The 25,320-nt window shown below is 69.9% G+C and carries 24 protein-coding genes and 1 pseudogene; 13 read left to right on the top strand and 12 right to left on the bottom strand.

What is annotated here, in order from left to right:
- Positions 1-169: 169 nt before the first annotated feature.
- Positions 170-1,006, bottom strand: a complete 837-nt coding sequence (locus tag ABD331_RS55940) for a transposase family protein (RefSeq protein ID WP_344494906.1) — start codon at positions 1,004-1,006, stop codon at positions 170-172.
- 874 nt (positions 1,007-1,880) lie between these two features.
- Here ABD331_RS55940 and ABD331_RS55935 point away from each other — a divergent pair.
- Entirely contained in the window at positions 1,881-2,009 is a 129-nt protein-coding gene (locus tag ABD331_RS55935; RefSeq protein WP_344494904.1) for a hypothetical protein, read from the top strand.
- A 51-nt stretch (positions 2,010-2,060) separates the two neighbouring features.
- On the opposite strand, the gene ABD331_RS55930 is transcribed toward ABD331_RS55935, so the two are convergent.
- The 4 genes from ABD331_RS55930 to ABD331_RS55915 form a co-directional block, all read right to left on the bottom strand.
- Complete coding sequence (locus ABD331_RS55930) at positions 2,061-2,855, bottom strand: alpha/beta hydrolase (protein WP_344494902.1); 795 nt, start codon at positions 2,853-2,855, stop codon at positions 2,061-2,063.
- Positions 2,856-2,993: 138 nt separating this feature from the next.
- Complete coding sequence (locus ABD331_RS55925) at positions 2,994-3,224, bottom strand: DUF2630 family protein (protein WP_344494900.1); 231 nt, start codon at positions 3,222-3,224, stop codon at positions 2,994-2,996.
- Complete coding sequence (locus ABD331_RS55920; protein WP_344494898.1) at positions 3,224-3,487, bottom strand: WhiB family transcriptional regulator; 264 nt, start codon at positions 3,485-3,487, stop codon at positions 3,224-3,226. Before ABD331_RS55920 ends, ABD331_RS55925 begins: the two co-directional genes overlap by 1 nt.
- Positions 3,488-3,494: 7 nt before the next feature.
- The gene (locus ABD331_RS55915) at positions 3,495-4,313 is read right to left on the bottom strand and encodes an alpha/beta fold hydrolase (protein WP_344494896.1); all 819 of its coding nucleotides are present in this window, start codon (positions 4,311-4,313) and stop codon (positions 3,495-3,497) included.
- 328 nt (positions 4,314-4,641) lie between these two features.
- On the opposite strand from ABD331_RS55915, the gene ABD331_RS55910 reads away from it, so the two are divergent.
- The gene (locus tag ABD331_RS55910) at positions 4,642-5,508 is read left to right on the top strand and encodes an alpha/beta fold hydrolase (RefSeq protein WP_344494894.1); all 867 of its coding nucleotides are present in this window, start codon (positions 4,642-4,644) and stop codon (positions 5,506-5,508) included.
- A gap of 196 nt (positions 5,509-5,704) precedes the next feature.
- On the opposite strand, the gene ABD331_RS55905 is transcribed toward ABD331_RS55910, so the two are convergent.
- Positions 5,705-8,500 carry an ATP-binding protein gene (locus ABD331_RS55905; protein WP_344494892.1) on the bottom strand — a complete coding sequence of 932 codons (2,796 nt, stop codon included), beginning with the start codon at positions 8,498-8,500 and terminating at the stop codon, positions 5,705-5,707.
- 38 nt (positions 8,501-8,538) lie between these two features.
- Positions 8,539-9,381, bottom strand: a complete 843-nt coding sequence (locus tag ABD331_RS55900; RefSeq protein WP_344494890.1) for an alpha/beta fold hydrolase — start codon at positions 9,379-9,381, stop codon at positions 8,539-8,541.
- 143 nt (positions 9,382-9,524) lie between these two features.
- On the opposite strand from ABD331_RS55900, the gene ABD331_RS55895 reads away from it, so the two are divergent.
- The 3 genes from ABD331_RS55895 (at position 9,525) to ABD331_RS55885 (ending at position 14,159) form a co-directional block, all read left to right on the top strand.
- Positions 9,525-11,804 (top strand): ATP-binding protein, encoded by a 2,280-nt coding sequence (locus ABD331_RS55895; protein WP_344494888.1) that lies wholly within the window; start codon positions 9,525-9,527, stop codon positions 11,802-11,804.
- A 99-nt stretch (positions 11,805-11,903) separates the two neighbouring features.
- Positions 11,904-12,680, top strand: coding sequence for an SDR family NAD(P)-dependent oxidoreductase (locus ABD331_RS55890; protein ID WP_344494886.1), 777 nt, complete (start codon positions 11,904-11,906; stop codon positions 12,678-12,680).
- Positions 12,681-12,746: 66 nt separating this feature from the next.
- A complete protein-coding gene (locus ABD331_RS55885) occupies positions 12,747-14,159 on the top strand; it encodes a dihydrolipoyl dehydrogenase family protein (protein ID WP_344494884.1) in 1,413 nt (470 codons plus the stop codon).
- 50 nt (positions 14,160-14,209) lie between these two features.
- Here ABD331_RS55885 and ABD331_RS55880 read toward each other — a convergent pair whose 3' ends face one another.
- Entirely contained in the window at positions 14,210-14,617 is a 408-nt protein-coding gene (locus ABD331_RS55880; protein WP_344494882.1) for an ester cyclase, read from the bottom strand.
- A gap of 9 nt (positions 14,618-14,626) precedes the next feature.
- Positions 14,627-15,580: an MBL fold metallo-hydrolase gene (locus tag ABD331_RS55875; RefSeq protein ID WP_344494880.1), complete on the bottom strand. Its 954-nt coding sequence runs from the start codon at positions 15,578-15,580 to the stop codon at positions 14,627-14,629.
- Positions 15,581-15,728: 148 nt separating this feature from the next.
- Here ABD331_RS55875 and ABD331_RS55870 point away from each other — a divergent pair, with 148 nt between their 5' ends.
- The 4 genes from ABD331_RS55870 (at position 15,729) to ABD331_RS55855 (ending at position 22,135) form a co-directional block, all read left to right on the top strand.
- Complete coding sequence (locus ABD331_RS55870; RefSeq protein WP_344494878.1) at positions 15,729-17,198, top strand: aldehyde dehydrogenase family protein; 1,470 nt, start codon at positions 15,729-15,731, stop codon at positions 17,196-17,198.
- 99 nt (positions 17,199-17,297) lie between these two features.
- Positions 17,298-18,110: an alpha/beta hydrolase gene (locus ABD331_RS55865; protein WP_344494876.1), complete on the top strand. Its 813-nt coding sequence runs from the start codon at positions 17,298-17,300 to the stop codon at positions 18,108-18,110.
- The gene (locus ABD331_RS55860; protein ID WP_344494874.1) at positions 18,110-19,258 is read left to right on the top strand and encodes an amino acid permease; all 1,149 of its coding nucleotides are present in this window, start codon (positions 18,110-18,112) and stop codon (positions 19,256-19,258) included. Before ABD331_RS55865 ends, ABD331_RS55860 begins: the two co-directional genes overlap by 1 nt.
- Before the next feature lie 78 nt (positions 19,259-19,336).
- Entirely contained in the window at positions 19,337-22,135 is a 2,799-nt protein-coding gene (locus ABD331_RS55855) for a helix-turn-helix transcriptional regulator (RefSeq protein WP_344494872.1), read from the top strand.
- Between the two features lie 7 nt (positions 22,136-22,142).
- Here ABD331_RS55855 and ABD331_RS55850 read toward each other — a convergent pair whose 3' ends face one another.
- Together ABD331_RS55850 and ABD331_RS55845 are read right to left on the bottom strand one after the other, a co-directional pair.
- Positions 22,143-22,775 carry an HD domain-containing protein gene (locus ABD331_RS55850; protein WP_344494870.1) on the bottom strand — a complete coding sequence of 211 codons (633 nt, stop codon included), beginning with the start codon at positions 22,773-22,775 and terminating at the stop codon, positions 22,143-22,145.
- A complete protein-coding gene (locus ABD331_RS55845; protein WP_344494868.1) occupies positions 22,775-23,152 on the bottom strand; it encodes a UBP-type zinc finger domain-containing protein in 378 nt (125 codons plus the stop codon). Before ABD331_RS55845 ends, ABD331_RS55850 begins: the two co-directional genes overlap by 1 nt.
- A 239-nt stretch (positions 23,153-23,391) precedes the next feature.
- Between ABD331_RS55845 and ABD331_RS55840 the strand changes: the two genes are divergently transcribed.
- The 4 genes and pseudogenes from ABD331_RS55840 to ABD331_RS55830 all read left to right on the top strand — a co-directional run bounded on the left by ABD331_RS55840 (position 23,392) and on the right by ABD331_RS55830 (position 25,060).
- Positions 23,392-23,856: a Dps family protein gene (locus ABD331_RS55840; RefSeq protein ID WP_344494866.1), complete on the top strand. Its 465-nt coding sequence runs from the start codon at positions 23,392-23,394 to the stop codon at positions 23,854-23,856.
- Positions 23,857-24,376: 520 nt separating this feature from the next.
- A complete protein-coding gene (locus ABD331_RS55835) occupies positions 24,377-24,529 on the top strand; it encodes a hypothetical protein (protein ID WP_344494864.1) in 153 nt (50 codons plus the stop codon).
- 216 nt (positions 24,530-24,745) lie between these two features.
- Positions 24,746-24,871, top strand: a pseudogene (locus tag ABD331_RS61290) (hypothetical protein); the annotation flags it as partial.
- 30 nt (positions 24,872-24,901) lie between these two features.
- Positions 24,902-25,060: a hypothetical protein gene (locus ABD331_RS55830; RefSeq protein ID WP_344494862.1), complete on the top strand. Its 159-nt coding sequence runs from the start codon at positions 24,902-24,904 to the stop codon at positions 25,058-25,060.
- Here ABD331_RS55830 and ABD331_RS55825 read toward each other — a convergent pair.
- Entirely contained in the window at positions 25,051-25,314 is a 264-nt protein-coding gene (locus ABD331_RS55825) for a DUF7660 family protein (protein WP_344494860.1), read from the bottom strand. The genes ABD331_RS55830 and ABD331_RS55825 overlap by 10 nt on opposite strands.
- Positions 25,315-25,320: the final 6 nt, after the last annotated feature.

Here is a 25,320-nt window from a genome sequence, read left to right as displayed (position 1 = left end):
TCTACGAGGGGTACATCTTCGCGTTGGTCGTTACTGAAGCGCTCGCGAGAGGAGCCCAGGTTCACTACGAAGACGTCCACGGAAATAAGACCTCCCGGCTCGTCTTCCGAACCACCCCGGGGCGCATCTATTCCAGAGCCCATCCATACACACATGCAGTGACGTGATCTCAGCGAATGGCCGGTAGGTAGTCATGCTCAAAATGGGTGAGGACAAGTGCCGCGCGGGCGATGTCGCCGATGGCGCTGGGGCTGAGCGTGATGTGCTGGAGGATCCGCCAGCGGCCTTTGAGCAGGGCGAACCCGCGTTCGCCGAGACAACGCAGAGCGCGTAGGAGTCGATTGTAGGTGCGGTTGTCCGGGCTGAGTATCTGGTTGCCGTCGGGCTGCTTGATGGGGGTGTGAATACCGATCCCAGCGCCGTCGTAGCCGCTGTCGGCGAGGGTCGGCAGGCCCGCCGCAGCTGCGGCGTACAACGCGCCCAGCACGTGCGCACGGGCAGCGGTCAGATCATGGACCGAGCCTGGCTCGACCTCGGAGATCCACAGGGGAAGTCCGTCGGGTGCCGAGAGTGCTTGGAGGTTGCCGGCGTGATGGTGGGCCTTGCCGGGGTACCAGGCGTCGATGGGTTCGCCCTTGACGCTGATGGTCTGCTCGGCGCAGCGGTCGGCAGGGATCAGGGTGCCGTCCAGGATCACATAGGGCAGATCGTCGGCTTGGGCGCGGTCCAGAGCTTCCTGCAGTTCAGGGGCTTGAGCTGCGAGGACGTCGATCCCTTCGGCGGTGTAGCGGTAGGCCGTGGCGCGGGAGACGCGGTGATCGCGGCCGAGCTTGGGGATGTCGCGTTCGCCCCGGAACCACCGCAGCACCAGGACCGCCTGCCAGAACAGGGTCAGGGCGCGGCTCCCTTTGGGGGTGCCGAGCCGACGGCGCTCGTCGTGCAGCAGTCGGGCAACGTAGTGAATCAGCGCGCGGGAGACGTCGAGCGTGGCACGATGAGCAATCACGTGGAGCCTTCCGGCGGCGGGATTTCTTGTGGTGAGAACTCATCTACCGGAGGCTCCACGTCTGTCTCCGGCCTTCGACGACTTCTCCCGAAAGACCCGAAACGCCCTCACGGGCGTCCCGAAAATCCCCTATCATCCGAATTATTTGGCTGAGATCACCTCAGTGATCCAGTTCGGAGCCGCCCGACCGCTGGAGGCACACGTGGGGGTCCAGGTCCAGGGCGCCTCTGGAGTGCTCCACGAGTGCGATGTTCCGGTTCTCACGACTGACGAGGCGGAACTGAGCCGCTCTGCCGGTGTCGCGCCCAAAACGAAAGGGTGCGCGCCAGCGATCGAATGCAAGTTTTACACCTCCTCACTCAAACTTGATCTTGCTCGTAGCTTTCAAGGGCTGGGAGCGGATCTAGGGGAGAAAGTCCGACCGACTTTCGTCTCTAACGGCTCGTCAACGACCATAAAGAGATACCTCAGTCACAAGAAGAGAGATTGGGAGCACGACGTTATCCCCGGAAATACCCAGGTCGACGGCCTACGCTCGAAGATTCGCGAGGCCTTCAAGGTGTATCTGAGTCGAGCGGATCCCACCTTCTCGATCTGAGCGTCAGAGCCTTGGGCCGTCAGGGCGGGCAAGCCTTTCCTAATTTTGTCCGGTCGATAGAGCGCCAATTGTTGAGATCAGCTGAATACTGCTCCTGCCGAATGTACCCATACCACTCAAAATTCATTGAGCACACGCTGACCTTCCTCTCACCCGGATGCCCCCGGCTTGAAGCCGCCTTCGCCAACTTCACCCGTCATTTTCCGGCCGCCGTCAACACCAGCAACGCCCGCCGCCGGCCCGCTCCTGCTGATCTCTGGACAGCAGGATCACACGGTGCCCGATATCGTCATCCAGACCGCAGCCGTCACCGAGCTCAAGCAGTTCGCCGACCGCGGGCACTCGCTCACCATCGACAGCGGCTGCCGCGAGATCGCGGACTACAGCCTGGCCTGGCTGGCCTGATGACAGCGAGAAGGCCGACCCCCGTGCAGGGGGCCGGCCAGGGGTGCCCGATCAGTCGGTGGCGCGGGCCGCGGTTTCGATGAGCGAGGCGACCGTGCCGGGCTTGGAGATCAGCGCGGCGTGCGAGCCTGTGACCTCGATGGTGCGGGACTTGGCGCGGGTGGTCATGAAGCGCTGGGTCTGCAGCGGAATGGCGTGGTCGTCCCGGGAGATCAGCGCCCAGGACGGGACGGTCTTCCAGGCCGGCGTGCCGGAGGGCTCGTTCAGGGCGCTGTAGGTGACCGGCCGCTGGGTGACGGCGAGCAACGCGCTGGTGGAGCGGGGCAGGTCGGCCGAGAAGATGTCGGCGAAGTTCTCCGGCTTGAGGTAGACGTCGGCGTCGCCGGAGGGCAGGGGGACCGTCTTGATCGTGTCAGGGCTGATCTTGCTGCCTTCGTTCTTCGTGGCCAGGCCGAAAACGGTCTCGCCTTGGTCGGGGATGAAGGCGGAGACGTAGACCAGGGCCTTGACGTCCGCGTCCGCCGCGGCGTTGGTCACGACCGCGCCGCCGTACGAGTGGCCGACCAGGACGATCGGGCCGGTGATGCTGCCCACCAGGCTGTTGAGGTAGGCGGCGTCGGAGGCGAGGCCGCGCAGCGGGTTGGCCGGGGCGAGCACGGGGTAGCCGTCGTTCTTGAGCCGGGCGATGACCCCGTTCCAGCCGGAGGCGTCGGCCCAGGCGCCGTGCACGAGGACGATGGTGGGTTTGGCGCCGCGGGCAGTGGCCGCACTCGCGGGCTGAGTGGCGAACCCCGCCACAGCGACCATCAGGGCGGCGGCGATCGTGGTCTTCAAACGTCGGGACATGTCGGTCGTCCTTCTTCATAGGGGTGGTGGGAGTGGCGCCGTCCCCCTCCGAACGGCGCCACACGTCATGCAGGAGCCAAGGTGCCGGTCCAGGGCGATCCCGGACATCACACGAATGGCTGAGATGACCCAGGGCCGCTACTGCAGGTAGCTCTCCACCTGCGAGATCGGCGCTGCCTTGGCGTCATCGGGATTCATTCCGGCGTCGCGCAGGGCGCGCCGGCGGCGGAGCAGGTCCCAGCACTGGTCGAGGGTCTGCTCCAGATGCGTGAGCCGTTCGTCGGGTGTTCGCGCGGCGAGGCCGGTACGCAGTTCGTGCTCCTCGTCCACCAGGGCGTGGATGCGCCTGAGGATCTGCTGTTCGTCCATCAAGCGGCCGGCCGTCGTTCGCGGGCGGATCGCAAGCCGCGGCGCTCGGTGGGCGTGGTGCCACCCCACATGCCGTCGGGTTCGGCGGTTTCGACGGCCCAGTTCAGGCAGGGCAGGCGCACCGGGCAGGCCAGGCAGACGCGCCGGGCGAGGGCCGTGTGCCGGGCGGGCCGGCCGTCCCAGGTCAGTGGGAAGAACAGCTCGGGATCACTGTTCTGGCAGGCCGCCTGAGCGGTCCAGTCTCTGAAGAAGTGTTGCGGCATGAGGGCATCAGCGGGTGTGGCGGTCGGCGTCGGCGATGGTGTCGGCGATGGCGACCGGGTGGGTGACGGGAGCGGCGTGCGAGGACTTCACCTCGACCACGCGGGCCTTGGCGCGCTTGGCCATCCAGCGCTGACCGGCCGGTGGAATGGCCCGGTCCTTGGTGCTGATCACGTCCCAGGCGGGGATCTTCTTCCAGGCGGGGTCGCCCGAGGGGCCGGCGTAGGCGGCCAGGGCGAACGGGCGCTGAGCGGCCGCCATGCGGCGAACCGCGGAGGCGGGCAGGTCGGCGGCGAACACCTTGGCGAAGCTCGCAGGCTTGATGTACAGGTCGACGCCCTTGCCGGCGGTGTCGGTGTAAGGGCGCTGGTCCAGGGTGGCCGGGCTCAGCAGGCTGCCAGGGTACTTCTTCGGGTTCAGTACGGTCTGCGTGCTCTCGCCCTTGTCCGGCAGGAATGCGGAAACGTACACGAGGGCTTTGACGTTGCCGGCGCCTCGGGCGGCGTTGGTGATGACGGCCCCGCCGTAGGAGTGGCCGACCAGGATCACCTTGCCGCGGATGCCCTTGACGACACTGGCGACGTAGGCGGCGTCCCCCGACAGGCTGCGCAGCGGGTTGGCGGCGGCGACCACCGGGTAGCCGCGGCGCTGCAACTGGGTGATGACGCCGTCCCAGCTGCTCGTGTCGGCCCAGGCGCCGTGCACGAGCACGACGGTGGGCAGGGTACGCGCGGTGGCGCCGGCCCCCGCGGGAGTGATGGACGTCGCGAGCGCGGCCAGGCCGAGTACCGCGGCGGCGCCACGCCATGCTGAGGACAGAGAACTCAAGACAATGCCTTTCTTGGAGAGAGGGAGAAACCGCCGGGCGGTGCGGTGCGGGCTGGTGCGATCCCCCGTCGCCGTACCAGCCCGCATCGGGCGGCGGCTTCCCGACGTTGCGTGGCCCACGTTTCCAGCGACGCCGGTAGGAGACATCACACGATGACGTGAGATCGCAGCGTTGTCCGGCGGCTCGCGTCCCTGCCGCGTCTCGCTCCGCCGCCACGCCGACCTGCCGATCCTTCATCGCGGCAAGTCACGTATCCATGCGATGTCGGGCGAGTCCCCCGGGCGTTGGCTGGGTCTCGTCAAGCAACGCACGCCCATGGAGGCACTGATGATTCCCGTTCGCCATCTCACCGAGGACGTCAACGGCCTGACCGTCTTCTACCGGGAGGCCGGCCCGCAGGACGCGCCCACGATCGTGCTGCTGCACGGCTTCCCGAGCAGCTCGCACATGTTCCGGAACCTGATCCCGGCCCTGGCCGACCGCTATCACGTGATCGCGCCCGACCACATCGGCTTCGGCTACTCCTCCGCACCGTCCGTGGAGGAGTTCTCCTACACCTTCGACTCGCTCGCCGAGGTGACCACCGCATTCCTCGCGCAGCGCGGCATCCGGGAGCACGCGCTCTACGTGCAGGACTACGGTGCGCCCATCGGCTGGCGGCTGGCCATGGGGGCTCCGTCGCGGGTGACGGCGATCGTCACGCAGAACGGCAACGCGTACACGGAGGGGTTCGTCGACGCGTTCTGGGGCGGGCTGTTCGCCTACGCGGCGGCGCCAGGCCCGGACACCGAGCCCGGGGTGCGCGCTGCGCTCAGCCTGGAGAGCACGCGCTGGCAGTACGAGAACGGCGTCACGGACCGGTCGCTGGTCAGCCCGGACGCCTGGGCGCACGACCAGGCGCTGCTGGATCGTCCCGGCAACGCCGAGATCCAGCTCGCGCTGTTCCGCGACTACCCGTCCAACGTGGACCTGTACCCGAAGGTGCACGAGTACTTCCGGGCCAGCCAGGTGCCGCTGCTGGCCGTCTGGGGCGCCAACGACGGCATCTTCGGACCCGGCGGCGCCAGGGCCTTCCTGAAGGATCTGCCGGAGGCGGAGGTGCATCTGCTGGACTCCGGGCATTTCGCGCTGGAGAGCCACCTGGACGTGATCGCCGGTTACATGCGCGGGTTCCTCGGCAAGGTACTGAGCTGACGGCCTGCCCCATGCCTCGGGCACCGGACGGGCTCTCTGGCACCCGGCAAGGAAGCCGACCTGCTCGACACCGGGGCGATCAGCACCATGCCCGCTTCCGTCGCGCGGGTCAGGTGCGGGAATGGACCGGCCGGCGAAGCATCCGCGAGCACGCGGAGACCTCCTGCGCGAGGACGCCCCGGCCTGACGGACACGGTCAGCCGTCGTGCGTGAGGACCAGCCGGGTCAGCTCCACGCGCGAGTTGACGTCCAGCTTGGCGTAGGCATGGCGCAGGTGGGTGTTGACGGTGTGCGGGGACAGGAACAGCTGCTCGGCCGCCTGCCGATTGGTGGCTCCCTGGGCGACCAGCCGGACCACCTGCAGCTCGGAGGCCGTCAGGCTGTCCCAACCGCGGGCGGCGCCGGTGGCCCGGCCGCGCCGGCGTACCCCGGCGTCGCGCAGCCTGCGACGCACCCGCGCCGCGTCACGGGAGGCGCCGGCCCGCTCGTACAACTCCAGCGCTCTCTCAAGGTGACCGACCTGGCCGGCGTCCTCCAGGGCCGAGGCCCGCACGATCAGCCGGGGGAAGCCGGCGAACAGGTGCGCTGCCCGTTCCAGCAGCTCTTTGTCGCCCTCCAGGAGCCCGCGGGCGTGCGCCGCGACGGCGGTCAGGAAGGGGAAACCCGGATTGCGCCCGGCACGCTGCTCGGCCACCCGCACGGCGTGCTCGGCCCGGTCGCGACGGCCCGCGCGTAGCGCCATGCGGACCAGGACGACGTCATCGGCGGGGTCGAGCGGCGTGGTCATCGAGGAGTCCGGCGTGTCCAGGCTCTCATCGGCTTCCCGGGTGAGTTCCATGGCGCGGTCGGTGTCGCCCGCGGCGTCGGCGGCCAGCGCTAGCATCCAGGCACCGGTGCGCCGGATGACCTGGGCTTCGTCGCGCATCATCCGCTCACCGTCTGCCGAGGCGCGGGTGATGGCCTGCCGGTCGCCCTGGTGCAGCGCCACCCGCGCCAGCGCGTAGCGGGCGGTGGCGTCGGCGAAGTTGCCTGCCCCGAGGTCGGCGAGCATGGCCAGCACGCCTTCGGCCTCGGCACGAGCGTCGGCCAAGCGGCCGGCGTCCAGCAGGATGCGCGCCCGGTAGAGCGACCAGAAGCACAACGCGGCGGCCTGCCCGTACGCGTGTGCCTCCCGCAACCCGTTCTCGGCCTCCCGCAGCGCCGCCTCGGAATCACCGGCCGCGTTGTGCATGAAGCCCGTCCAGCAGGCTTCCGGCACCCACAGCGAGTGCGCGATGCCCGCGTCCGCGGCCAGCCGTGCCGCCTGCCGCTGCCGGTCGAAGCCGCGTTGCCAGCCTCCACGGTAGAAGGCGACCGCGGAGTCCACCGAGGCGGCCACCGCCGCGGCTACGCGGTCGCCCGCGTCGCCCGCCGCGTCGAGTGCCTGTCCGACGACCTGGGCGGTGGCCTCGACGTCGCCGGACATCAGCATGTTCAGCGACTGCACGGCCAGCAACTGGGCGCGTAGCGAAGGGGTCAGCCCGGGAAGACCGAGGGCGATCCGGCACTGGTGGACGGCCTCGGTGAAGGAGTACTGGCTCGACAATCGGGCGAGACTGAGCCGCACGTGTGCCTCGGCCTGTGGTTCCAGCAGCCCCGCCAGCTTGTTGTCCGCCATCGCCCGAGCTTCGACGTCGCGGCCGGCCTGCCACAGCAGGGTGATCGTCTCCGCGACCAGCGCACCGGCGTCGGCGCTGTCGGCCGGCGCCAGTTCCATCGCTCGCCTGCTCAGCTCCACCGCGGTGGTCGGCGAGGTGGGCGCGAAGTCGGCCGCCGCACGCCGCAGCAGGGAGACTGCCTCGTGGTCTCCAGGGACGGCGGTGTCGGCCAGGTCGGACGCGACTTCCATGACCGCCGCGCCGCGCCGTAGCCGTACGTCCGCGCTCTGCCTGCGGAGCAGGTGACGAAAAGCGGCGGGCACACCCGTCTGGATGGCTTCCCTGAGCAGGTCATGCCGGAATGCCAGCCGTCCTTCCGTCTCCACCAGCAGATCCGCGTCCAGCGCCTCCTGAAGAGGAAACACCAGATCGGCGGGTGAACGCCGGATCAGCTCGGCCAGGACGTCGAGGTCGACGTCGCGGCCGAGGACCGCTGCGAAACGCACGGTGTCGCGGGCCAAGGGCGACAGCTGTTCGAGCCTGCGGCGGATCGAGGAGCGGAACCGCACCGGGATGCGGCCGTTGGTCAGGTGCGCCACGCCGCTCTCCACGCGGATGGCGCCCTCTTCGCGCATCCCGTTCAGCAGCTCTACCAGGAGCAGAGGACGGCCGTCGGCCTTATGGGCCAGTTCCAGCAGCGCGGGATCCACCGCCGCGTTCAGGATGTCGCCGGCCAGCGCCTCGACCGCCGCCCCGGACAGGGGGCGCAACACGATGCGCGTCGTCGCCGGAATGCGCGCCGTTCCCGTCTGCGCGTGCTCCCGCATGGCCAGCACCCACAGGATCGCCTGGCCGGACAGGCGGGAAGGCAACGTGTTCAGAGCGGTGACGGTGGCCGGGTCACACCACTGCACGTCGTCCATGACGATGACGATCGGACGGTCCAGCGCTGCCTGCTCCAGTTGGTGCTGCACCTCCTGGAGCAGCCAGAAGCGCTGGTCGGCGGCTTCGCTCAGCTCTTCCAGCCGGGAGCGGTCCATCAAAGGGTCCGGCCCTGACAACATGGTGTCCAGGAGAGGTCCGAAGGGCACGTTGTGGGCGTCCGGCACGCCTGCGCCGGTGCGAACGCGCAGGCCGTCTGCCTCCGCCAGCTTCGCCAGTTCGGCCAGGAGCCGGGATTTGCCCGATCCCGGTGCACCTTCGATCAGCACCGTGCCTCCTTGCCCTCGCCGCAGAGCATGCAGGTGGTCGCGGAGCAAAAGCAGTTCTTCGTCACGGCCGCGCAGCGGCGGTGTCAGAAGGCCGCGGCCCGTCCTGGGCACAGAGGATCCGGCGGAGTGGACCGCCGCGGTCATGCCATCACCGTTCATGATTTTCCTAAGGGGCATGTGCGTTACGAGCCGTTCGCCAGAAATCGCAGCAGAGTCCGGTTGAATCGCAGGGGGTGGGTGGCCTGGCAGCCGTGCGGTGCGCCCTGGACGACCTCCAGGGTGCTGCCCGCGATGAGCCGGTGAGCCTTTTCGCCGGTGGACGCGAGCGGGGTGATGACGTCGTGCTCACCGTGAATGAGCAGCGTCGGCAGAGCCGCCGCAGAGATCTCGCTACGCAGATCACTACGCGCCAAGGTGTCCAGTCCGGAGCTCAGCGCCTGTGGCGAGGCGTCCGTGCCCTGCACCCGGTAGTGGTCGCGGTGCGGATCGCTCAGCAGCAGTTCCTCTCCGGCCTGGAACATCCGGTTGACGTACGTGTTCAGCATGGCGAACCTGTCGGTGCTCAAGTGTGACTTCAGATGATCGGCCTGCCCGGAGGTCCAGGGGCCTTCCGGGTTGTCGTAGGAGCGATACAGGTAGGGCAGTGCCGCGCCTACGAGCACGACGGCCCTGATCCCGGCCGTCCCATGCCTGGTGAGGTAACGCACGACCTCCCCCGCGCCCATTCCGGCTCCCACCAGTGTCGCCTCACTCAGCTCCAGCCGCTCCATCACCACACGGAGGTCGTCCGCCAAAGTGTCGTAGTCATGACCGTTCCAGGGCCGTGAGGAGTCGCCGAAGCCTCGCCGGTCATAGGTGATCACCCGGTACCCGCTCTCGACCAGGGCGGGCAACTGAGCCGCCCACATGTGCCTGGACAAGGGCCAGTCATGAAGCAGGACGACCGGCCGGCCGTGGCCGTAGTCCTCGTAGTACAGCTCGACCGGGGTACGGCCGTGGTCGACGCCGACCGGCAGGCAAGCCATGTGACGGTCGCTCCTTTGTCACGTTCTGTTGCGCTCGGGGTTGTATGCAGGAGAATGAAAGCAAGCACAGGGGTTTGTGGCGAGGCAGAACAGGCAGAAGTAGCCAACCGATTCCGCCTCCCGCTGTATGAGGAGGCGCGGGGTTGAGCGAGGAGTCCGCTTTCGGCGTGCTGCTGCGGGACTTCCGGCGGGCGGCGGAGCTGACGATCGAGCAGCTCTCGCACGCCTCCGGGGTGAGCGTGCGGGCGATCGGCGACATGGAGCGCGGCGTGAGCCGTGGCCCGCAGCGCCGCACCGTCGCCGCCCTGGCCGAGGTGCTGCGCCTGTCACCGGAAGAGCACGACAGCCTCCTCGCCGCCGCCCGGGCCGGACGGCCCCGCCCCGCCGCCGCGGGCGGAGCCTGCGCGCTGCCACGCGGGATCGGCGACTTCACCGGCCGTGCGCATGAGCTCGGGCTGATGCGTGAGCTCGCGATCCGGCACTCCGGAGGGGAAGGCCCCGCCGTCACCGCGACCATCTGGGGACCGGCTGGGATGGGCAAGACCGCGCTGGCAGTGCACGCCGCCGACCGGCTGACCGAGCTGTTCCCCGATGGGCAGTTCTTCCTCGACCTGCGAGGACTGGACCCCGCGCCCCTGGCGAGCGGGAACGGCCTGGCACGGCTGCTCAAGGCTTTGGGAGTGGCGGAGCGGCGCATCCCCGCCGACGAGCAGGAGCGCGCCGGCCACTACCGGGATCTGCTACGTGAGCGGCGCTGCCTCATCGTGCTGGACAACGCCGCCAGCGAAACCCAGGTGCGGCCACTGCTGCCGGGTGGCGGGCCGAGCATGACGCTGATCACCAGCCGGCGCCCGCTGGCCGGCCTGGAGGGAGTGCACCCATTCCCGCTCTCGCAACTCACCGAGGCGGAAGCCGCCGGATTGCTGCAGGCCATCATGGGCGAGGCCCGCACCACGGCCGAACCGGACGCGGTTGAGGAACTCGCTCGGCTGTGCGGCCACCTACCGCTGGCCATGCGCATCGCCGGTAACCGGCTATTGAGCCGGCCAGGCTGGACGATCAAGCAACTCACCGGCCGGCTCGACGACGAGGAACGCCGCCTGGACGCGCTCGCCGCCGGGGATCTCCATGTCGCCGCCGCGTTCGCGCTGTCGTACGAACAGCTCAGCCCGACCGCGCGGCAGACCTTCCGGTGGCTCGCGCTGGCCGCCGGGCCGGACTTCGGGGCGCCGCTGGCCGCCGTGCTCGCCCGGCTCGACCTGTACGACGCCGAGGACGCTCTGGAGGAACTGGTCGAACTCGGCCTGCTGTCCTCCCCCTACGCGGGCCGCTACCGCTTCCACGACCTGGTCCGCCTGTTCGCCCGGGCCCGGCTGAGCGAGGAGGAGCCGCCGGCTGGCCGCCAGGAAGGCCTGCGGCGCATGAACCATTGGTTGCTGGAGGTCGCCACCGTGGCGGGCCGCTGGTTCGAGCCTGGCTATGGCGCGCCGGAGGCCGGCTGGAGCTCCCTCGTCCGCCTGGACAGCAAAGAGGAGGCGGTCGGCTGGCTGGAGGCGGAGAGCGCAGCCTGGCTGGCCGCGCTGAAGTGGGCCGCCGCCGAGGGCGAGCACGCGCGCGTGGTAGAGGTGGCGGAGTCGATGCACTGGTTCTCCGACCGCTGGACGCACTGGGGGCACTGGCAGGAGGTGTTCGAGCTTTCTCGCCGGGCCGCACAGGCTCTGAAGGAGCCCGGCCTGGAGGCCACCCACGCGAACTATCTGTCCTGGGCGTTGTCCACCTGCGAAGGCCGCCACGAGGAAGGCATCAGGGCTGCCTTGGAAGCGCTCGAGGTGGCGACGAAGGCCGGCGATGTACGCCAGCAGGGCTGGGCGCTGAACTATGCCGCGTGGGCGGCCAAAACCCTGCCGGACTTCGAGCGCGGAGCCGGCTACGCGAGCCGGGCCGCGACGCTGTTCCAGCAGGCGGGTGACATGGACGGCTATCCCCAGGCCATGGGCATCTGGGGAGAGTGCCTGCATCGCCTGGGCCGGCTGGACGAGGCCCTGTCGCAGCATCTGAAGCTGATCGCCACACTCCGGGATCCCGCCTACGGCGGTTCACCCGACGTGACGGAGTTCAGCCTGGGGCTGACACTGGGCCGGGTGGCCATGGTCCTTGGCGAGCTGAGGCGATGGAGGGAAGCAGTCGACCATCTCCGCGAAGCGCTCACGCTGCTGCGCAAGCACCGGCTGCTCGTCGGCATCAGGAACACGGCGCTGGAACTGGGCCGCGCCCTGGTGCAGCTCGATGCTCAGCTAGGAGGCGGCGCGCATCGTGCCGAGGCGCGGGCTGCCTTCCAGGAGGCGGTGACCCTGTCGGAGACGGTGGGCGACGACGAAGGACTGCTGGTGGCACGCCAGGAACTCGCAGCACTGGACGCCTGACCACATGTCATAGGTTCGCGTGATGTGAACCGTCGAACCCGTTGACAGGGTGTCCCCACCGCCTCCCGCCGGGGGAGGCCGACACCAGGGTGGGACTTCATGGCTGTCTGGTTCGTCACGGGCGCGGAGCGAGGCATCGGCCACCGCGTCGCCCGGGAGGCGCTACGGCGCGGACACCGCGTGGTCGCCACCGGCCGCGACCCGGCCGCGCTCTCGGATGCCTTCGTCCAGGCCCGAGGCGAGGTGCTGCTGCTCTCGTCGCAGCCGGATGAGGCGGTTGAGCGGGCGATGCGCCGCTTCGGTCGCATCGACGTGCTGGTCCACGACGCGGCCAGGACGGTGCGCGGAGCCTTGGCGGAGGCGACCGACGCGGAGGCGCGGGCCCTGTTCGACGACAACGTCTTCGATGTGCTCGCCATGACGAGGGCCGTATTGCCGGTGATGAGCGCGCAACAGGCGGGCCGGATCATCGTGACCGGCTCAGCGGCGGGCTTCGCCGCCCCCGCCGGTGCGGGCCTGTACGGGGCCTCCATGGCGGCCGTCGAAGCGTTGTGCGAGGCGCTCCGCGCCGAACTGGACGGGATCGGCGTCTGCGTGACCGTCGTCGAACTCGGCCGTTTCGCCACCGTGCCGGCCGCCTTCGCCCGCGGCCCACTGCCCGCGGGCGATCCGGGCAAGGCCGCGGCTGCGATCGTCGACCTGCTGGATGTCAACGATCCTCCCCTGCGGCTCCAGCTCGGCGCCGACGCCGTGGCCGTCGTGGAGACCAAGCTCGAACACGTGGCGCAGGAGCTGGACCTGTGGCGGCCGGTCTCGCTCAGCACCGCCTCCGACCATGACGCACCGGGACAGAACGGGCACCTGCCGCCAGGCTGACGTCAGGTGTTCATGTGATGTCGCCACTCCTCCGAGTCGGCACCGTATGCGGCGAAGGAGGAACCGATGAGTGAAGAATTCGACGTGATCGTGATCGGCGCGGGGCCCGCCGGGGAGAACGTGATCGCCCGCGCGGCCAGAGGCGGCCTGACCGCGGCGATCGTGGAGGAGAGCCTGGTGGGCGGCGAATGCTCCTACTTCGCCTGCATCCCCAGCAAGGCCCTGCTCCGGCCGGTCGAGCTGGCCGGCGAGGCCGCCCGCGCCCCGGGTCTGTCCCCCGGGCCCATCGACGCCGCCGCCGTGCTGGCCCGGCGCGACGAGGTCGTCTCCCACCTGGACGACACCCGCGCGGCGGGAGCGCTCAAGACCGTGCCCGCGACGTTGTACCGGGGCCGGGGCAGGATCGCCGGGCCCAAGCAGGTGGAGGTCGCACTGACGGACGGCGGTACCGCCCTGATCCGCGCCCGCCACGCCGTCGTGCTGGCCACCGGCAGCACTCCGATCGTGCCGCCGATTCCCGGGCTGGCCGAGGCCGAGCCGTGGACCAGCCACGAGGTGACCGCCGTGCGTACCGTGCCGCGCCGCTTCGCGGTGCTCGGCGGCGGCGCGGTGGCCTGCGAGATGGCACAGGCCCTGCACGGGCTGGGCGCCACCGAAACCACCATGATCCTGCGCGGCGGGTCACCGCTGCGGCGCATGGAGCCGTTCGCCGGGCGGCTCGTGGCAGATGCCTTCACCGCCTCGGGCATCGGCATGCGGACGAACACCCAGGTGACCAAGGTCGAGCGGCCGGTCCGCAACGGCGAGGTGACCATCCATCTGACCGACGGGCCGCCCGTGGTCGCCGACGAGCTGCTCGTAGCCACCGGCCGGGTAGCGGCCACCGCCGACCTCGGTGTGGAGGCGGCGGGGCTGGTCCCCGGAGAGCCGGTCGAGGTGGACGACAGCATGCGCGCCACCGGCGTCGAGGGCGGCTGGCTGTACGCGGTGAGCGACGTCAGCGGCCGGAACCTGCTCACCCACATGGGCAAGTACCAGGCGCGGCTGTGCGGCGACGTCCTCGTGGCGCGCGCCAAGGGTCAGCCGGAGGACCTGCCCGGCATGCGGGACACGGCCACGCGGTACGGAGCGCCCCAGGTGGTCTTCACCGACCCGCAGATCGGCACCGTGGGCCTCACGGAGGAGGAAGCCCGCTCGGCCGGCTACCACGTCCGGGCCGTGGAGTACGACCTGGGCGCCGTCTCCGGCGCGTACCTGCGCGAGCCCGGCTACCAGGGCCGAGCCAAGGCGGTCGTGGACGAGGCCCGCCAGGTGCTGCTCGGCGTGACCTTCGCCGGCCCAGGAGTGGCCGAGCTGGTGCACTCCGCCACGATCGCGGTCACCGCCGAGGTGCCGCTGGAGCGGCTCTGGCACGCCGTGCCGTCGTTCCCCACGGTCAGCGAGGTGTGGCTGCGGCTGCTGGAGACGTACGGGCTGTAGGACATGAGAACGGCCGGCCCTCATGAAGGGCCGGCCGTTTTCGCGTGCTCTCAGGCGAGGCCGAGCTGCTGCAGCATGCCGAGCTGGTCGCTGCTGCCCCACCGCTCGACGAGCTTGCCGTCGGCGAATCGGCTGATCTGCATGCCCCGGTAGCGCACCTTCTTGCCGGTGGCCGGATGCCCCATCAGGTCGCCCAGGTGGGTGCCGCTGATGGTGTAGGCGAAGGCCAGCTCGTCCTCGGTGCCGAGGAGGTGCTCGATCTCCACGTGCAGGTCCGGGAACGCGGCGCGCATCTCGGCGAACATCGCCTTGTAGCCCTCCGGACCCGGTCCCTGGATCGGAGCCGGGTCGTGGTCCACGGCTTCAGGAGCCACCACCTCGTCGAAGAGGGCGAAGTCGCCGCTCATCACGGCCATGGCGAAGCGCTCCTGCGCGGCGAGATTGGTCTCGTAGGTCATGTCATCTCCTCAGTCAGCGATGCCGAAGGGGCCCATGGAGCCGTAGTCGAGGCGCAGCGCCTCGGCCATCGCCCAGGCGTTGGGCAGGGTGAAGATGTCGGCGCCGCCCAACCGGTCGATCCAGCGCGGCACCAGTTCGTCGGCCGCCATCGCGGCCACCGCGTCCAGGTAGGTGCGGAACGTCATCCAGACGTTGGCAGGGTCGGTTCCGGCCATGATTTTCGGCAGGTCCACGGCCGACAGCGCGTGCTCGGTGGTGGCCTGCAGGTCTGCCATGTACTCCTGCTGCGTCACCACGTCCTGCCGGCTGCCGGGCCGGGTGACGTGCCCGCCGACGAACTTGTCGAAGTCGTAGGCCAGCACCTGGTCGTGGGCTTCGACGTAGCCCGGGATGTTGGCCGAGACGGCGAGGTTGGAGAACGGCACCCAGCCAGGGAAGATCACATCCACGAGCATGAGGACGCGCTGCTCGGGGGCGTGGATGAAGATGTTGCCCTCGGCGTGGTTGGGGCCGTGATAGTCCAGCCGCAGACCGTCGATCGTCAGCGTGTCGTCGAAGACTCGCGTGGGCAGCGGGCGGTTGGGGTCGGCCAGCCCCGCCAGCCGCTCGGCGGTGATGCGGTGGGCGTAGCGGGGCACGTCCCCGGGGTAGACCGAGACGGCCCCGACGTGGTCGGAGTGCTGGTGGCTGTAGACCACGTGGCTGATCTGCTTGCTCGTCACGCCGCGGATGGCGCGCAGGATGTTGTGACCCAGCGTGGGAGGCGCGTCCACGGCGATCACGCCGTCGCCCGTGACGAGGAACATCATCTGGTACGAGCCGTCGCTGACCCAGAAGATCCCGTCGGCGATCTCCTCCACCAGGTAGCCCGTGTCGGGGATCCGCGGTCCTCGGGCGATCTCGGGCACCGGTGCGGTGGGCTGCTCCCGCACCTGGCGGGCGGCTTCGCTGAAGTTCTGCATGCGTCGATCCGTTCTGTGAGGTGTCGGAGCCAACCTCGCAGCACGGTCGTGCGGCGACATCGCACGAAGTCACGATTCCGTGCGATGTCCGTGCGGAGCGGAACGGCTTGGCTGGCTGCGAAACAGCTCATCGAGGTGAGGAGAACACGTGGCCGACAACCAGGCACCGGCGCCGTACACGGGATTCGACCGCATGCCCATGGCGGGGCAATGGCGGCCGGGCTCCGGCTCCGTCATGGACGACGTCAACCCCTACAGCGGCGAGGTGATCACCAAGCTGGCGCTCGCCGACGCCTCCGACGTGGACCGCACCTATGACACCGCTCGTGAGGCGCAACGGGAGTGGGCGCGCACCCCGGCCGAGGAGAAGCGGCCGATCTTCAAGCGGGTGGCGCAGATCATGGGAGAGCGGCACGCCGAGGTGGCCGACTGGCTCGTCCGCGAGGCGGGCGCCACCCACGACCGCGCCGAGGTGGAGATCGGCATCGTCCGCTCCATCATCGCCGCCGCGGCGGCCAAGACCGAGGAGGTCATGCTCACGGTCGGATCCGACGTGCCCGGCAAGGAGAACCGCGTCTACCGGCGCCCGGCCGGCGTGGTCACCGTGATCAGCCCGTGGAACTGGCCGCTGCACCTGTCCAACCGCTCTGTCGCGCCCGCGCTCGCGCTGGGCAACGCGGTGGTGCTGAAGCCGTCGGAGGAGACCCCGGTCACCGGCGGACTGCTCCTGGCCAAGGTCTTCGAGGAGGCCGGGCTGCCCCCAGGCGTGCTGAGCGTGCTCGTGGGCCGCGGCGGTGAGATCGGCGACGCACTGGTCCAGCACCCCGTCCCCCGGGTGATCTCCTTCACCGGCTCCACCAGGGTGGGCCTGGGCATCACCACCAAGGCCGGGATCAAGCGGCTCTCCCTGGAGCTGGGCGGCAACGCCCCGCTGGTCGTACTGGACGACGCGGACCTGGAGCTGGCCGTGGAGCTGGCCGCGTTCGGCAGCTACTACCACCAGGGCCAGATCTGCATGGCGACCAACCGGGTCATTGTCGACGCCACGCTGCACGACGAGTTCGTCGAGCGTTTCGTGGAGACCGCCAGAGGGCTGCGCACCGGCGATCCCGCGCATCCGGCCACCCAGCTCGGCCCCGTGATCAACGACACCCAGCTCCGCACGATCCGCGAGAAGGTGTCGCGGGCGGTCTCCCAGGGCGCGGGCCTGCTGTTGTCCGGCGAGCCGTCCGGGCCGGCCGGGCACGTGCTCCCGCCGCAGGTCCTGCTCGGGAGCAACGAGGTCGCCACCGCCGCCGAGGAGGTGTTCGGCCCGGTCGCGACCATCATCAAGGCCGATGGCGAGGAGGACGCGCTGCGGCTGGCCAACGCCACCGAGTTCGGCCTGGCCAGCGGCGTGATCACGCGTGACGTCGAGCGCGGCGTGCGCTTCGCGCTGCGGGTGGAGGCCGGGATGACGCACGTCAACGACAGCACCGTGCAGGACGACGAGCACATCGCCTTCGGCGGCGAGAAGTCCTCGGGCGTCGGCAGGTTCGGCGGTCACTGGGTGATCGACGAGTTCACCACCCAGCACTGGGTGAGCGTTCAGCACGAGCGGCGCGCGCTCCACTACTGATCCCTCCGCCGCATCTCACGCCTTCGTGCGATGTCGCGCCGGCCCCGGCGGCCGAGGCTTGGAGACCGTCGGCACCCCCCTTTCACGAAGGAGATTCCCATGACCGCCATCCCCGTCCTGTTCATCCACGGCCTGTGGCTGCACGCCACCTCCTGGCAGCCATGGGCGGAGCTGTTCGAGCAGCACGGCTACACGCCCCTCATGCCCGGCTGGCCGGGCGAGCCGCCCACCGTCGAGCAGGCCCGCGCCAACCCGGACGCCGTCGCGGGCGTCGGCATCGACGACGTCGTCGAGCACTACCAGCGGCTCCTGTCCCGCCTGGAGCAGGCGCCGGTCCTGGTCGGCCACTCCTTCGGCGGGCTGATCGCCCAGAAGCTCCTCGGTCTCGGATACGGCCGCGCCGCCGTGGCCATCGACCCCGCCCAGATCAAGGGCGTCAAGCCGCTGCCCTTCGCCCAGCTCCGCTCCGGCTTCCCCGTACTCGGCAACCCCGCCAACCGAGGCCGGGCCGTCTCGCTGACCGCCGCCCAGTTCCGCTACGGCTTCGGCAACGCCATCCCCGAGAAGGAGTCCAACGACCTGTACGACCGCTGGACCATCCCCTCACCCGGACGCCCCCTCTTCGAAGCAGCCTTCGCCAACTTCACCCGCCAATCCCCCGCCGACGTCAACACCGGCAACGCCCGTCGCGGCCCGCTGCTGCTGATCTCCGGACAGCAGGATCACACCGTCCCGGACGTCGTCACCCGCGCCGCCTACAAGCTCTACCGCAACAACCCCGCCGACACTGAGCTCAAGCAGTTCGCCGACCGCGGACACTCGCTGACCATCGACAGCGGCTGGCGCGAGATCGCCGACCACACTCTGGCCTGGCTCGCCCGGCGGGATCTGGCCGGACACCCCGGCCACTGATGGGCGTGATCCGGGGCACCGCCCTGTACGTCGCGGCGATCGTCGGGCCCGGCATCCTGACGCTGCCGGCACTCGCCGCGGCCAAGGCGGGCCCCGCCTCGCTGATCGCCCTGGCCGGTCTGCTGGCGATCTCCGTTCCGATCGCGTTCACCTTCACCGCCCTGCACCGCGTCGTCCCCGGCCCGGGCGGGATCGTCGCCTATGCCCGCCAGGCCTTCGGCGAACGATACGGACTCGTCGTCGGCTACTGGTTCTATCTCGGCGTGCCCATCGGCGTGCCCGCTCTGGGACTGATCGCCGGCTCCTACACGGCCACCGCGCTGGGCGGTGGCAAGGCGGCCGAGGTGACCGTAGGGGCCCTGATCACCTCGGCCGCGTTGCTGCTCAACCGGCGCCGCACGCCCGGCGCCGGGCAGGCACAGCTCCTGCTGACCGGACTGCTCGCCGCGCTGATCCTGATCACGGCGACGGTGTCCCTGCCCCACGCCGACACCGGACATCTCTCGCCCTTCGCGCCGCACGGCTGGCTCGCGCTGGGGCCGGCCGTACTCGTCCTGGTGTGGGTGCTGACCGGCTGGGAGGCGGTCACCGCCTTCGCCCACGGGCTCGGCGACCAGCGCGCCGTCCGCCGGGTGACCGCCTGGACGCTGCTCGTCGTCGCGGTCCTGTACGCCGCGGTGGCCGTGCCGCAGATCCTCGTCCTGGGGCCGGACGCCACTGGGGCACCCGTCGCCGACCTGCTGCGCATCGGCATCGGCCCGGCTGCCGCCACGGTCGCGGCTGGGCTGGCGGTGGTCATCGCGCTGAACAACAGCGCGGCCTACATCGCCAGCCTGGCCGCTCTGAGGTCGGGCACGCCGTGGGCGGCGGCGCTCATCTCGGCGGGCGGATTGCTGGTCGCCGCGGTAACCGATGTGGGCACGGCCGAGTTCGTGGCCCTGTGCGCCGCCTCCCAGATCCCGGTGTATGTCAGTGGCCTGGCCGCGGGGGTCCGGCTGCTGCCGCGATGGAGCGCCTCGTGGTGGTGCGCGCTGGCCGCGACCGCCGCCACGGCGACGTTGCTGGTTCCCGCCGGCCTCTACCTGCTCGCTCCCGCCGTGATCGCCGCGGCCGTTGCGGTCCTCACCCGGACCTGCATTAACCGATAAATCCGGCTGCCAAATACCATATCGACCAAACGGCGCATTTCTCCTCCAAATGACGCCGTCGGCCGAGCGGAGGGCAGCATGAACGCGCGTGGCACGGAGAAGGACACAGCCGCCGAGTTCGGCCGGCACCGGCTGCGCGGGCGACAACCCGAGATCGCCGCTCTGCGGACCCGCCTGGCCGCACTGTCACGGGGGGCGGGCGACACGGTGCTCATCCAAGGCAGCCCCGGAATCGGCAAGACCCGCCTGCTCCACGAGGCCCGCCGCATGGCCGAGGAGACGGGGCTGCGTGTGCTGCACGGCGGAGGCGACCCGGAGGGCCAGACCATCCCCTTCGGCGTGTTGCTGGCAACGCTGCAAGCGATCCTGCCACCTGCCTCGATCCAGACCGTTCCCGCGACCTCCGCGGGCCGCTACTGGCTGTTGCAGGAGCTGCACGAGCAGCTCGAACGCGCCGCGCTGGCCGCACCGCTGGTGATCGTCATCGACGACCTCCAGTGGTGCGACGAGGGCACTCTGCTGGCACTGCGAACGCTGCCGCAGCGCCTGTCGATGCATCCCATCGCGTGGATCGTCTCCGCGCGGACCGGCCCGCTCACCCCGGACGTACGCGCCACGTTCTCCACCCTGGATCGGCCGGCCAGCCACCTTCTCACGCTGGCCCCGCTGTCGGACCAGGCCGTCGCGGCGGTGACCGCCGACCTGCTGGGCGCCACCCCCGACGCTGGGATCCTGCAGCTCGCGCAGCGCGCGGAAGGCCGCCCCCTGCTGCTGACCGAGCTGATCAACGGGGCGCTCGACGAAGGCGCGGTGACCATCGCGGACGGCGTCGCACGGTTGACTCAGCAGCGGATGCCCCTGCGTTTCCACGCCTCGATCCAGCACCGGCTGGATCAGATCTCCCCGCTGGCCAAGAAGGCCGCGCAGATAGCGTCGGTACTGGGCAGGACCGTCTCCATCGACCAGCTCGCCGAGCTCATCGGGGAATCCCCCATCGCCCTGCTGGAGCCGATGGAGGAGCTGCTGTCGGCGGACCTGCTCACCGAAGCCGGCGGCAGGCTCACCTTCAGCCACGACCTGATTCGCGAGGCCATCCAGACGGCCCTTCCCGCGACGCTGCGCAAGGCGCTCCGCCGCCAGGCCGTCGACCTGCGGCTCAACCACGGCGTCCCGGTCGCGCAAGTGGCTGCCGACCTCGCCGAGACCGCGGAGCCGGGCGACGACACGGCCATCGCCCTGCTGCGCCAGGCCGCCCGCGACCTGGCGCCCACCGCACCGTCGGCCGCGGTGGAGATGAACCGCCGCGCGATCGAGCTGTCCGCCCTCGACCCGCTGCGGCAGGCCGGCTTCATCGCCGAAGCTCTGCCGCTGTTCACCCAGACAGGCCGGACGAGCGAGGCACTGGCCCTGGCCGAGACCGCGTTGCGGCAGCCCTTGCCGGCCGAGGTCGAGGCCCGCATCAGGCTGGGCCTGACACTCGTGGCCAACCAGCACTCCTTCACCGAGGCCGTGCGCCAGAGCCGCGCCGGCGTCGCCCTGCCCGGCCTGCAACCCCGCATTCGCGCTCAGCTGATGGCCATGCTGGCCTTCAACCTCGCTCTGGTGGACGCCACGGAGATCGCCGAGGCCGAAGAGCTGCTTCCGGAGGCGCTGGCAGCGGCGGACCTCGCCGGGGATCAGGCCTCGCGGGCCACCTTGCTCAATGTGGCCTCCCTCGTGGCCGATCACCGGCTGGACGTCCGCGGCGCCCTCGACTTCGCCGACCAGGCCGTGGCCACGATGCGCGACATCTCCTACACCGACGTGCTGTGGCTGCCCGGCGTCTGGCAGGCCGTGCTGTTCAGCATGCTCGGGCGGGTGGATGAGGCGCTGACCCAAGCCCATGACGGCGTCCGCGCCGCACAGCACTACGGGCAGGCCAACCTGCTGCGGCTGTGGGGCATGGTGCGCTGCCGCGTCTACCTGGACGCGGGCCGGCTCGGCGACGCCCGGGCCGAGGCCGAAGCGGTCCTGGCCATGTCCGACGAACTCGGCCCCGGTAACTTCGACGACGTCACCGCCCGATACGTGCTCGGCCGCATCGCCCTGCACACCGGCGATCCCGCGGAACTGGCGCGGGGCCGTGCATTCGCCGCCGCCATCATGGAGGACGAGGCCGGCCAGATCCGCCGGGCGGGGGCGTGGCTGGCCGCGCAGTTCGCCGCCGACAGCGGAGACCACACCACCGCCATGGAACTGACCGCCGAGGGAGCCCGCACCTACTACCTGCCGGCCTCGACGCTGTCCTGCCCGGCCGACCCCGCCGACGAGCCCGTCCTCGTCCGCCTGGCACTGCAGGCAGGGGACCGCGCCCGCGCCACGCTGGTCACCGAGTTCGCCGAAACCCGCCACAAACTGAACCCCGACATCCCCCTCTACGCAGCCGCGGCCCTGCACGCCCGCGCCCTCCTCAACGGCGATCCCAGCCTGCTGGCCCAGGCCGTGGAGCTGTATCAGGACATCCCCCGGCCACTGGTCCTCGCCGGCGCGCTGGAGGACGCCGGCACGGTCGCCCACCTGGACACGGCGTTGCGACTGTACGAGCAGGCGGAGGCCGAGCACGACGCGGCCCGCGTGCGGAACCGCCTCAAGGGCATGGGTGAGCGCAGATCCCGGGCCACCTCCAGCAGGCCGACCGCGGGCTGGGACAGCCTCACCACCTCCGAGCTGCAGATCGTCCGGCTGGTCGCCGGCGGCGCCACCAACAAGCAGGTCGCCGACCAGCTCTTCCTGTCACCGCACACGGTCAGCACCCACCTGTGGCACGCCTTCACCAAGCTCGGCATCAGCTCCCGCGTCGAACTCACGCGGCTGGTCCTCGAACACGACTCACAGTGACCCGGCTTCACTCCGGCCAGGGCGACCCGAGGATCGTGTCGACGAAGTTGCCCCGCCAGAAGCCCGGCACGTAGCGTTCCAGCACATCGGCCTTGACGTTGCCGAAAGTGGTCTCCGGCTTGGGCGCGATGCCGTCGGCGAACGCCTGCAGAATCTGGTGCTTGAAGTCCGGCCGCGGATGCAGGGCGGTGATCTCAGCCCGCTGCTCCTCGGTGAGGTCGTGGTAGCCGATGCCCAGCACGTCGTACTCGACCCCGGCCGTGACCAGGGCCACCTCCGGCTCCATGAACTCGGGGATGCCTGGCGTCGTGTGCAGGGCGATCGCCGTCCACACCCGGCGGACGCTGTCCTCGGGCACCTGGTGCTCCTGCATGAACCGGCGGGCCGCGTCGGCTCCGTCCACCTCGAAGCGGCGCCCGCTGCCCCGATACTCCTCGTTCAGCCCGAGATCGTGGAACATCGCGCCGATGTAGAGCAGCTCGGGGTCGAAGCTCAATCCCCGGTTGCGGCCTTGCAGCGCACCCCAGAAGTAGACCCGCCGGGAATGGTGGTAGATCAGGTCGCTGGTCGCCTCGCGGACCAGCGTCGTCGCCTCGGCGGCGAGCTTGGTGTCGGGAACGGCGATCTCCATGGTGGACATCAGACTCTCCTTGCGCTGGTGAACATCATCAGAACCGGCTCGGACGGCGGCCCTGCGACCCGGAGCTTCCTCCGCCGCGGTACGCGGCCTCGCCGTACGGAACCGAGATGGCTCCGGTCGGCGTAGCACCACCCCCACCGGTCACCCGGCTCCAAGGAGGCGGTCACCGGATGCGCGGTGGCCGCCCAGTGAGCGGCGGCGTGCCGGCCGGGAGAGGAATCGCAGCAGCCCACGTGGCCGCAGGTCAGGCATTCACGCAGTTCCACCCACCGGCCCCCGGTCCGCAGGCACTCCTCACAACCGTCGGCGTACCCGGCCGGCACGGGTTGACGTGTTCCATGCACATGGGGACATCGGCCTGTGCGATCGCTGTTCATCACGAACCCCCTCCGCGAATTCGGTTCTGTGCATGAAAGGTTCTCCTTCCGCCTCGTCGCGGACATCGCACAAAGACTTGAGCTGTCCGTACCTCGCCGGCCCCGCGGCTGGCAGGTCCAGCCGACGTCCGCGCAGGGGCTGATCACATATCCATGCGATGTGGCCGCCCGCCGGCGCACGCCATGGTGAGGGCGTGTCCCTCGGCGTCCACGCCGTACCAGTGACCTAGGAGAGTCTGATGAGCATCACAAGTCCGTTGACCGACGACGAGAAGAAGACCACCGCGGACGCGCTGCAGCTGGTCCTCGTCGATCTGATCACCTTGGGGCTGCTGGCCAAACAAGCCCACTGGAACCTGGTCGGCCCCTCCTTCACCAGCCTCCACAGGCAGCTGGACGAACTCGCCGACGCGGCTCGCGAGCAGGCCGACACCATCGCCGAACGAGCGGTCACCATCGGCGCCACCCCGGATGGGCGCGTATCCGCTCTGTCCGGGGCGAAAACGCTTCCCGAACTCGACGGTGGCCATCTGACGGACGCCCAAGTCATCAAGACGTTCTGCGACATTCTCGCCGCAGTGGTGTCCTCGCTGCGTGAAGCCGTGCAGGCCACTGCTGAACCCGACCCGATTTCTCAGGACGTACTGATCACGGCTACAGGGACTCTTGAGAAGCAGTACTGGATGTTCCAAGCCCAGCTTTAGGCTGCGCTACACGCCGGACAACGGCCGGACCAGGCTTTCATAGGTCATGTCAGTCACGTCCCAGCGCAGCCTTGCCGATCTTCCGGTTGGCGGTCCGCAGCACCTTCAGCACCAGCGCGGTCGCCTGGGCGCTGTCATGAGACAACTGCGGCAGCACAGGGACGGGCATGTCGGCATCAGCGCGATGCCGACATGCCCCAGCGCGCCTTGTACCAGGCTGGCAGGAGCAAACGACGCATTTCCGCCGGTGAGGCCCGGGGCTCAAGTCGGCTTACGCTGGTCGGAACGACGACACAGCGAGGCCGGTCCGGATCTCGACGCCTTCTGCCGCGCTGATGAGCAGGGGATCGGGTTTCGTCACGGTTGCCGGCGAGGATCAGACGGCCTTTGACTCCGCCGCCGCCTCCCTGGCCGACCGGGACAACCTCGCTCGGGTGCTGCTGGAGGCCCGGCCGGGTAGGGGTGGGCTCCAACGGGCATTCGGGTCGGCGTCGACGCGCCGTACGAGCAGCCCAAGGCCGTGCTGCTCAACCTCATCGCCGAGGCCAACAGGTGCCGGGTGATCTGGTCGCAGGAGCTGAGGTTCGCCACCGTGCTGGGGTTCGGGGCGGACCTGACCTGGGTGGAAATGTTGTTCACCTCGCTCCTGGTACAGCACAGACCGCTCTGGTGAACACGGGCACCAAGAAGCACGGCACCGGCCGGTCGAAGAACAAGACGTTCCGCCAGTCGTTCCTGTCGGCGTTCGCCTCCAGGATCGGCGAGCGGCCCGCCGACCCCGCGGCGGCCGCGGTCGCGCAGGAGAGCGCCAGCCGGGGCGCCCACCTGGTGCCGGGGCCGGCGGCCCGCGAACAGGAGGTGGGGGCTTCCCCCTTGAACGCGGACACCGATTTCAGGCGGCGGACTTCAGGCAGGGGCGAGGCCACGCCCCCTTGGCAGACCTGCCAAGAAGCTCGCCAAACGGGCAAAACGTCTGCAAGAAGTCCTCGGCCGCCGTCAGGACGCCCTCGTCGCCCGGCAACAGCTCGCCACCCGCCCCAGCCTGATGGCCGACGACGCCTTCAGCCTCGGCCTGTTACCGGCCGAGGAACGCCACGAGACCGCCGAGGCGGACCACCCCCTTCGCCCCGCCTGGAAGCAGGCCGCCAAGCTCGACTCCTGGGCGCTCAACCCTAAGTTGAGCAGCATCGGGCCCTATTCGTAGATGGCGGCCGCGGTGAGCATCTCCCCGATCAGCCACCACGATGGCTGATCGGGTTCGTCTATTCCCTGGTTATGGAAGTAGGCGTCCATACTGCCGATCCAGGCGGCCAGCGACTCGAGAAAGGTCGCCAATGTACGGTTCTCCCAATCAAGGGTCTCCGTTGATCCGGCGGTTTCCGCCATGGCCGCGACGAGCCTGGCGAGGTCTTGACGAGTCACGACCTGGTCGGCCAGCTCGTACAGGTGCGCGTCCATGCGATA

Source organism: Nonomuraea monospora (assembly GCF_039531895.1).
Classification (GTDB): domain Bacteria; phylum Actinomycetota; class Actinomycetes; order Streptosporangiales; family Streptosporangiaceae; genus Nonomuraea; species Nonomuraea monospora.
The sequence above is the reverse complement of the archived record's forward strand: the minus strand, read 5'-3'. Positions and strand labels throughout refer to the sequence as shown.

Bases quoted from the DNA above. Each gene is read 5' to 3' on its own strand.
- ABD331_RS55925 (WP_344494900.1), bottom strand. From the start codon at position 3,224: ATGGACGAACAGCAGATCCTCAGGCGCATCCACGCCCTGGTGGACGAG.
- ABD331_RS55825 (WP_344494860.1), bottom strand. From the start codon at position 25,314: ATGGACGCGCACCTGTACGAGCTGGCCGACCAGGTCGTGACTCGTCAA.
- ABD331_RS55930 (WP_344494902.1), bottom strand. From the start codon at position 2,855: ATGTCCCGACGTTTGAAGACCACGATCGCCGCCGCCCTGATGGTCGCT.
- ABD331_RS55860 (WP_344494874.1), top strand. From the start codon at position 18,110: ATGGGCGTGATCCGGGGCACCGCCCTGTACGTCGCGGCGATCGTCGGG.
- ABD331_RS55905 (WP_344494892.1), bottom strand. From the start codon at position 8,500: ATGACCGCGGCGGTCCACTCCGCCGGATCCTCTGTGCCCAGGACGGGC.
- ABD331_RS55840 (WP_344494866.1), top strand. From the start codon at position 23,392: ATGAGCATCACAAGTCCGTTGACCGACGACGAGAAGAAGACCACCGCG.
- ABD331_RS55880 (WP_344494882.1), bottom strand. From the start codon at position 14,617: ATGACCTACGAGACCAATCTCGCCGCGCAGGAGCGCTTCGCCATGGCC.
- ABD331_RS55890 (WP_344494886.1), top strand. From the start codon at position 11,904: ATGGCTGTCTGGTTCGTCACGGGCGCGGAGCGAGGCATCGGCCACCGC.
- ABD331_RS55845 (WP_344494868.1), bottom strand. From the start codon at position 23,152: ATGAACAGCGATCGCACAGGCCGATGTCCCCATGTGCATGGAACACGT.
- ABD331_RS55910 (WP_344494894.1), top strand. From the start codon at position 4,642: ATGATTCCCGTTCGCCATCTCACCGAGGACGTCAACGGCCTGACCGTC.
- ABD331_RS55875 (WP_344494880.1), bottom strand. From the start codon at position 15,580: ATGCAGAACTTCAGCGAAGCCGCCCGCCAGGTGCGGGAGCAGCCCACC.
- ABD331_RS55850 (WP_344494870.1), bottom strand. From the start codon at position 22,775: ATGTCCACCATGGAGATCGCCGTTCCCGACACCAAGCTCGCCGCCGAG.
- ABD331_RS55920 (WP_344494898.1), bottom strand. From the start codon at position 3,487: ATGCCGCAACACTTCTTCAGAGACTGGACCGCTCAGGCGGCCTGCCAG.
- ABD331_RS55855 (WP_344494872.1), top strand. From the start codon at position 19,337: ATGAACGCGCGTGGCACGGAGAAGGACACAGCCGCCGAGTTCGGCCGG.
- ABD331_RS55900 (WP_344494890.1), bottom strand. From the start codon at position 9,381: ATGGCTTGCCTGCCGGTCGGCGTCGACCACGGCCGTACCCCGGTCGAG.
- ABD331_RS55885 (WP_344494884.1), top strand. From the start codon at position 12,747: ATGAGTGAAGAATTCGACGTGATCGTGATCGGCGCGGGGCCCGCCGGG.
- ABD331_RS55865 (WP_344494876.1), top strand. From the start codon at position 17,298: ATGACCGCCATCCCCGTCCTGTTCATCCACGGCCTGTGGCTGCACGCC.
- ABD331_RS55830 (WP_344494862.1), top strand. From the start codon at position 24,902: ATGGCCGACGACGCCTTCAGCCTCGGCCTGTTACCGGCCGAGGAACGC.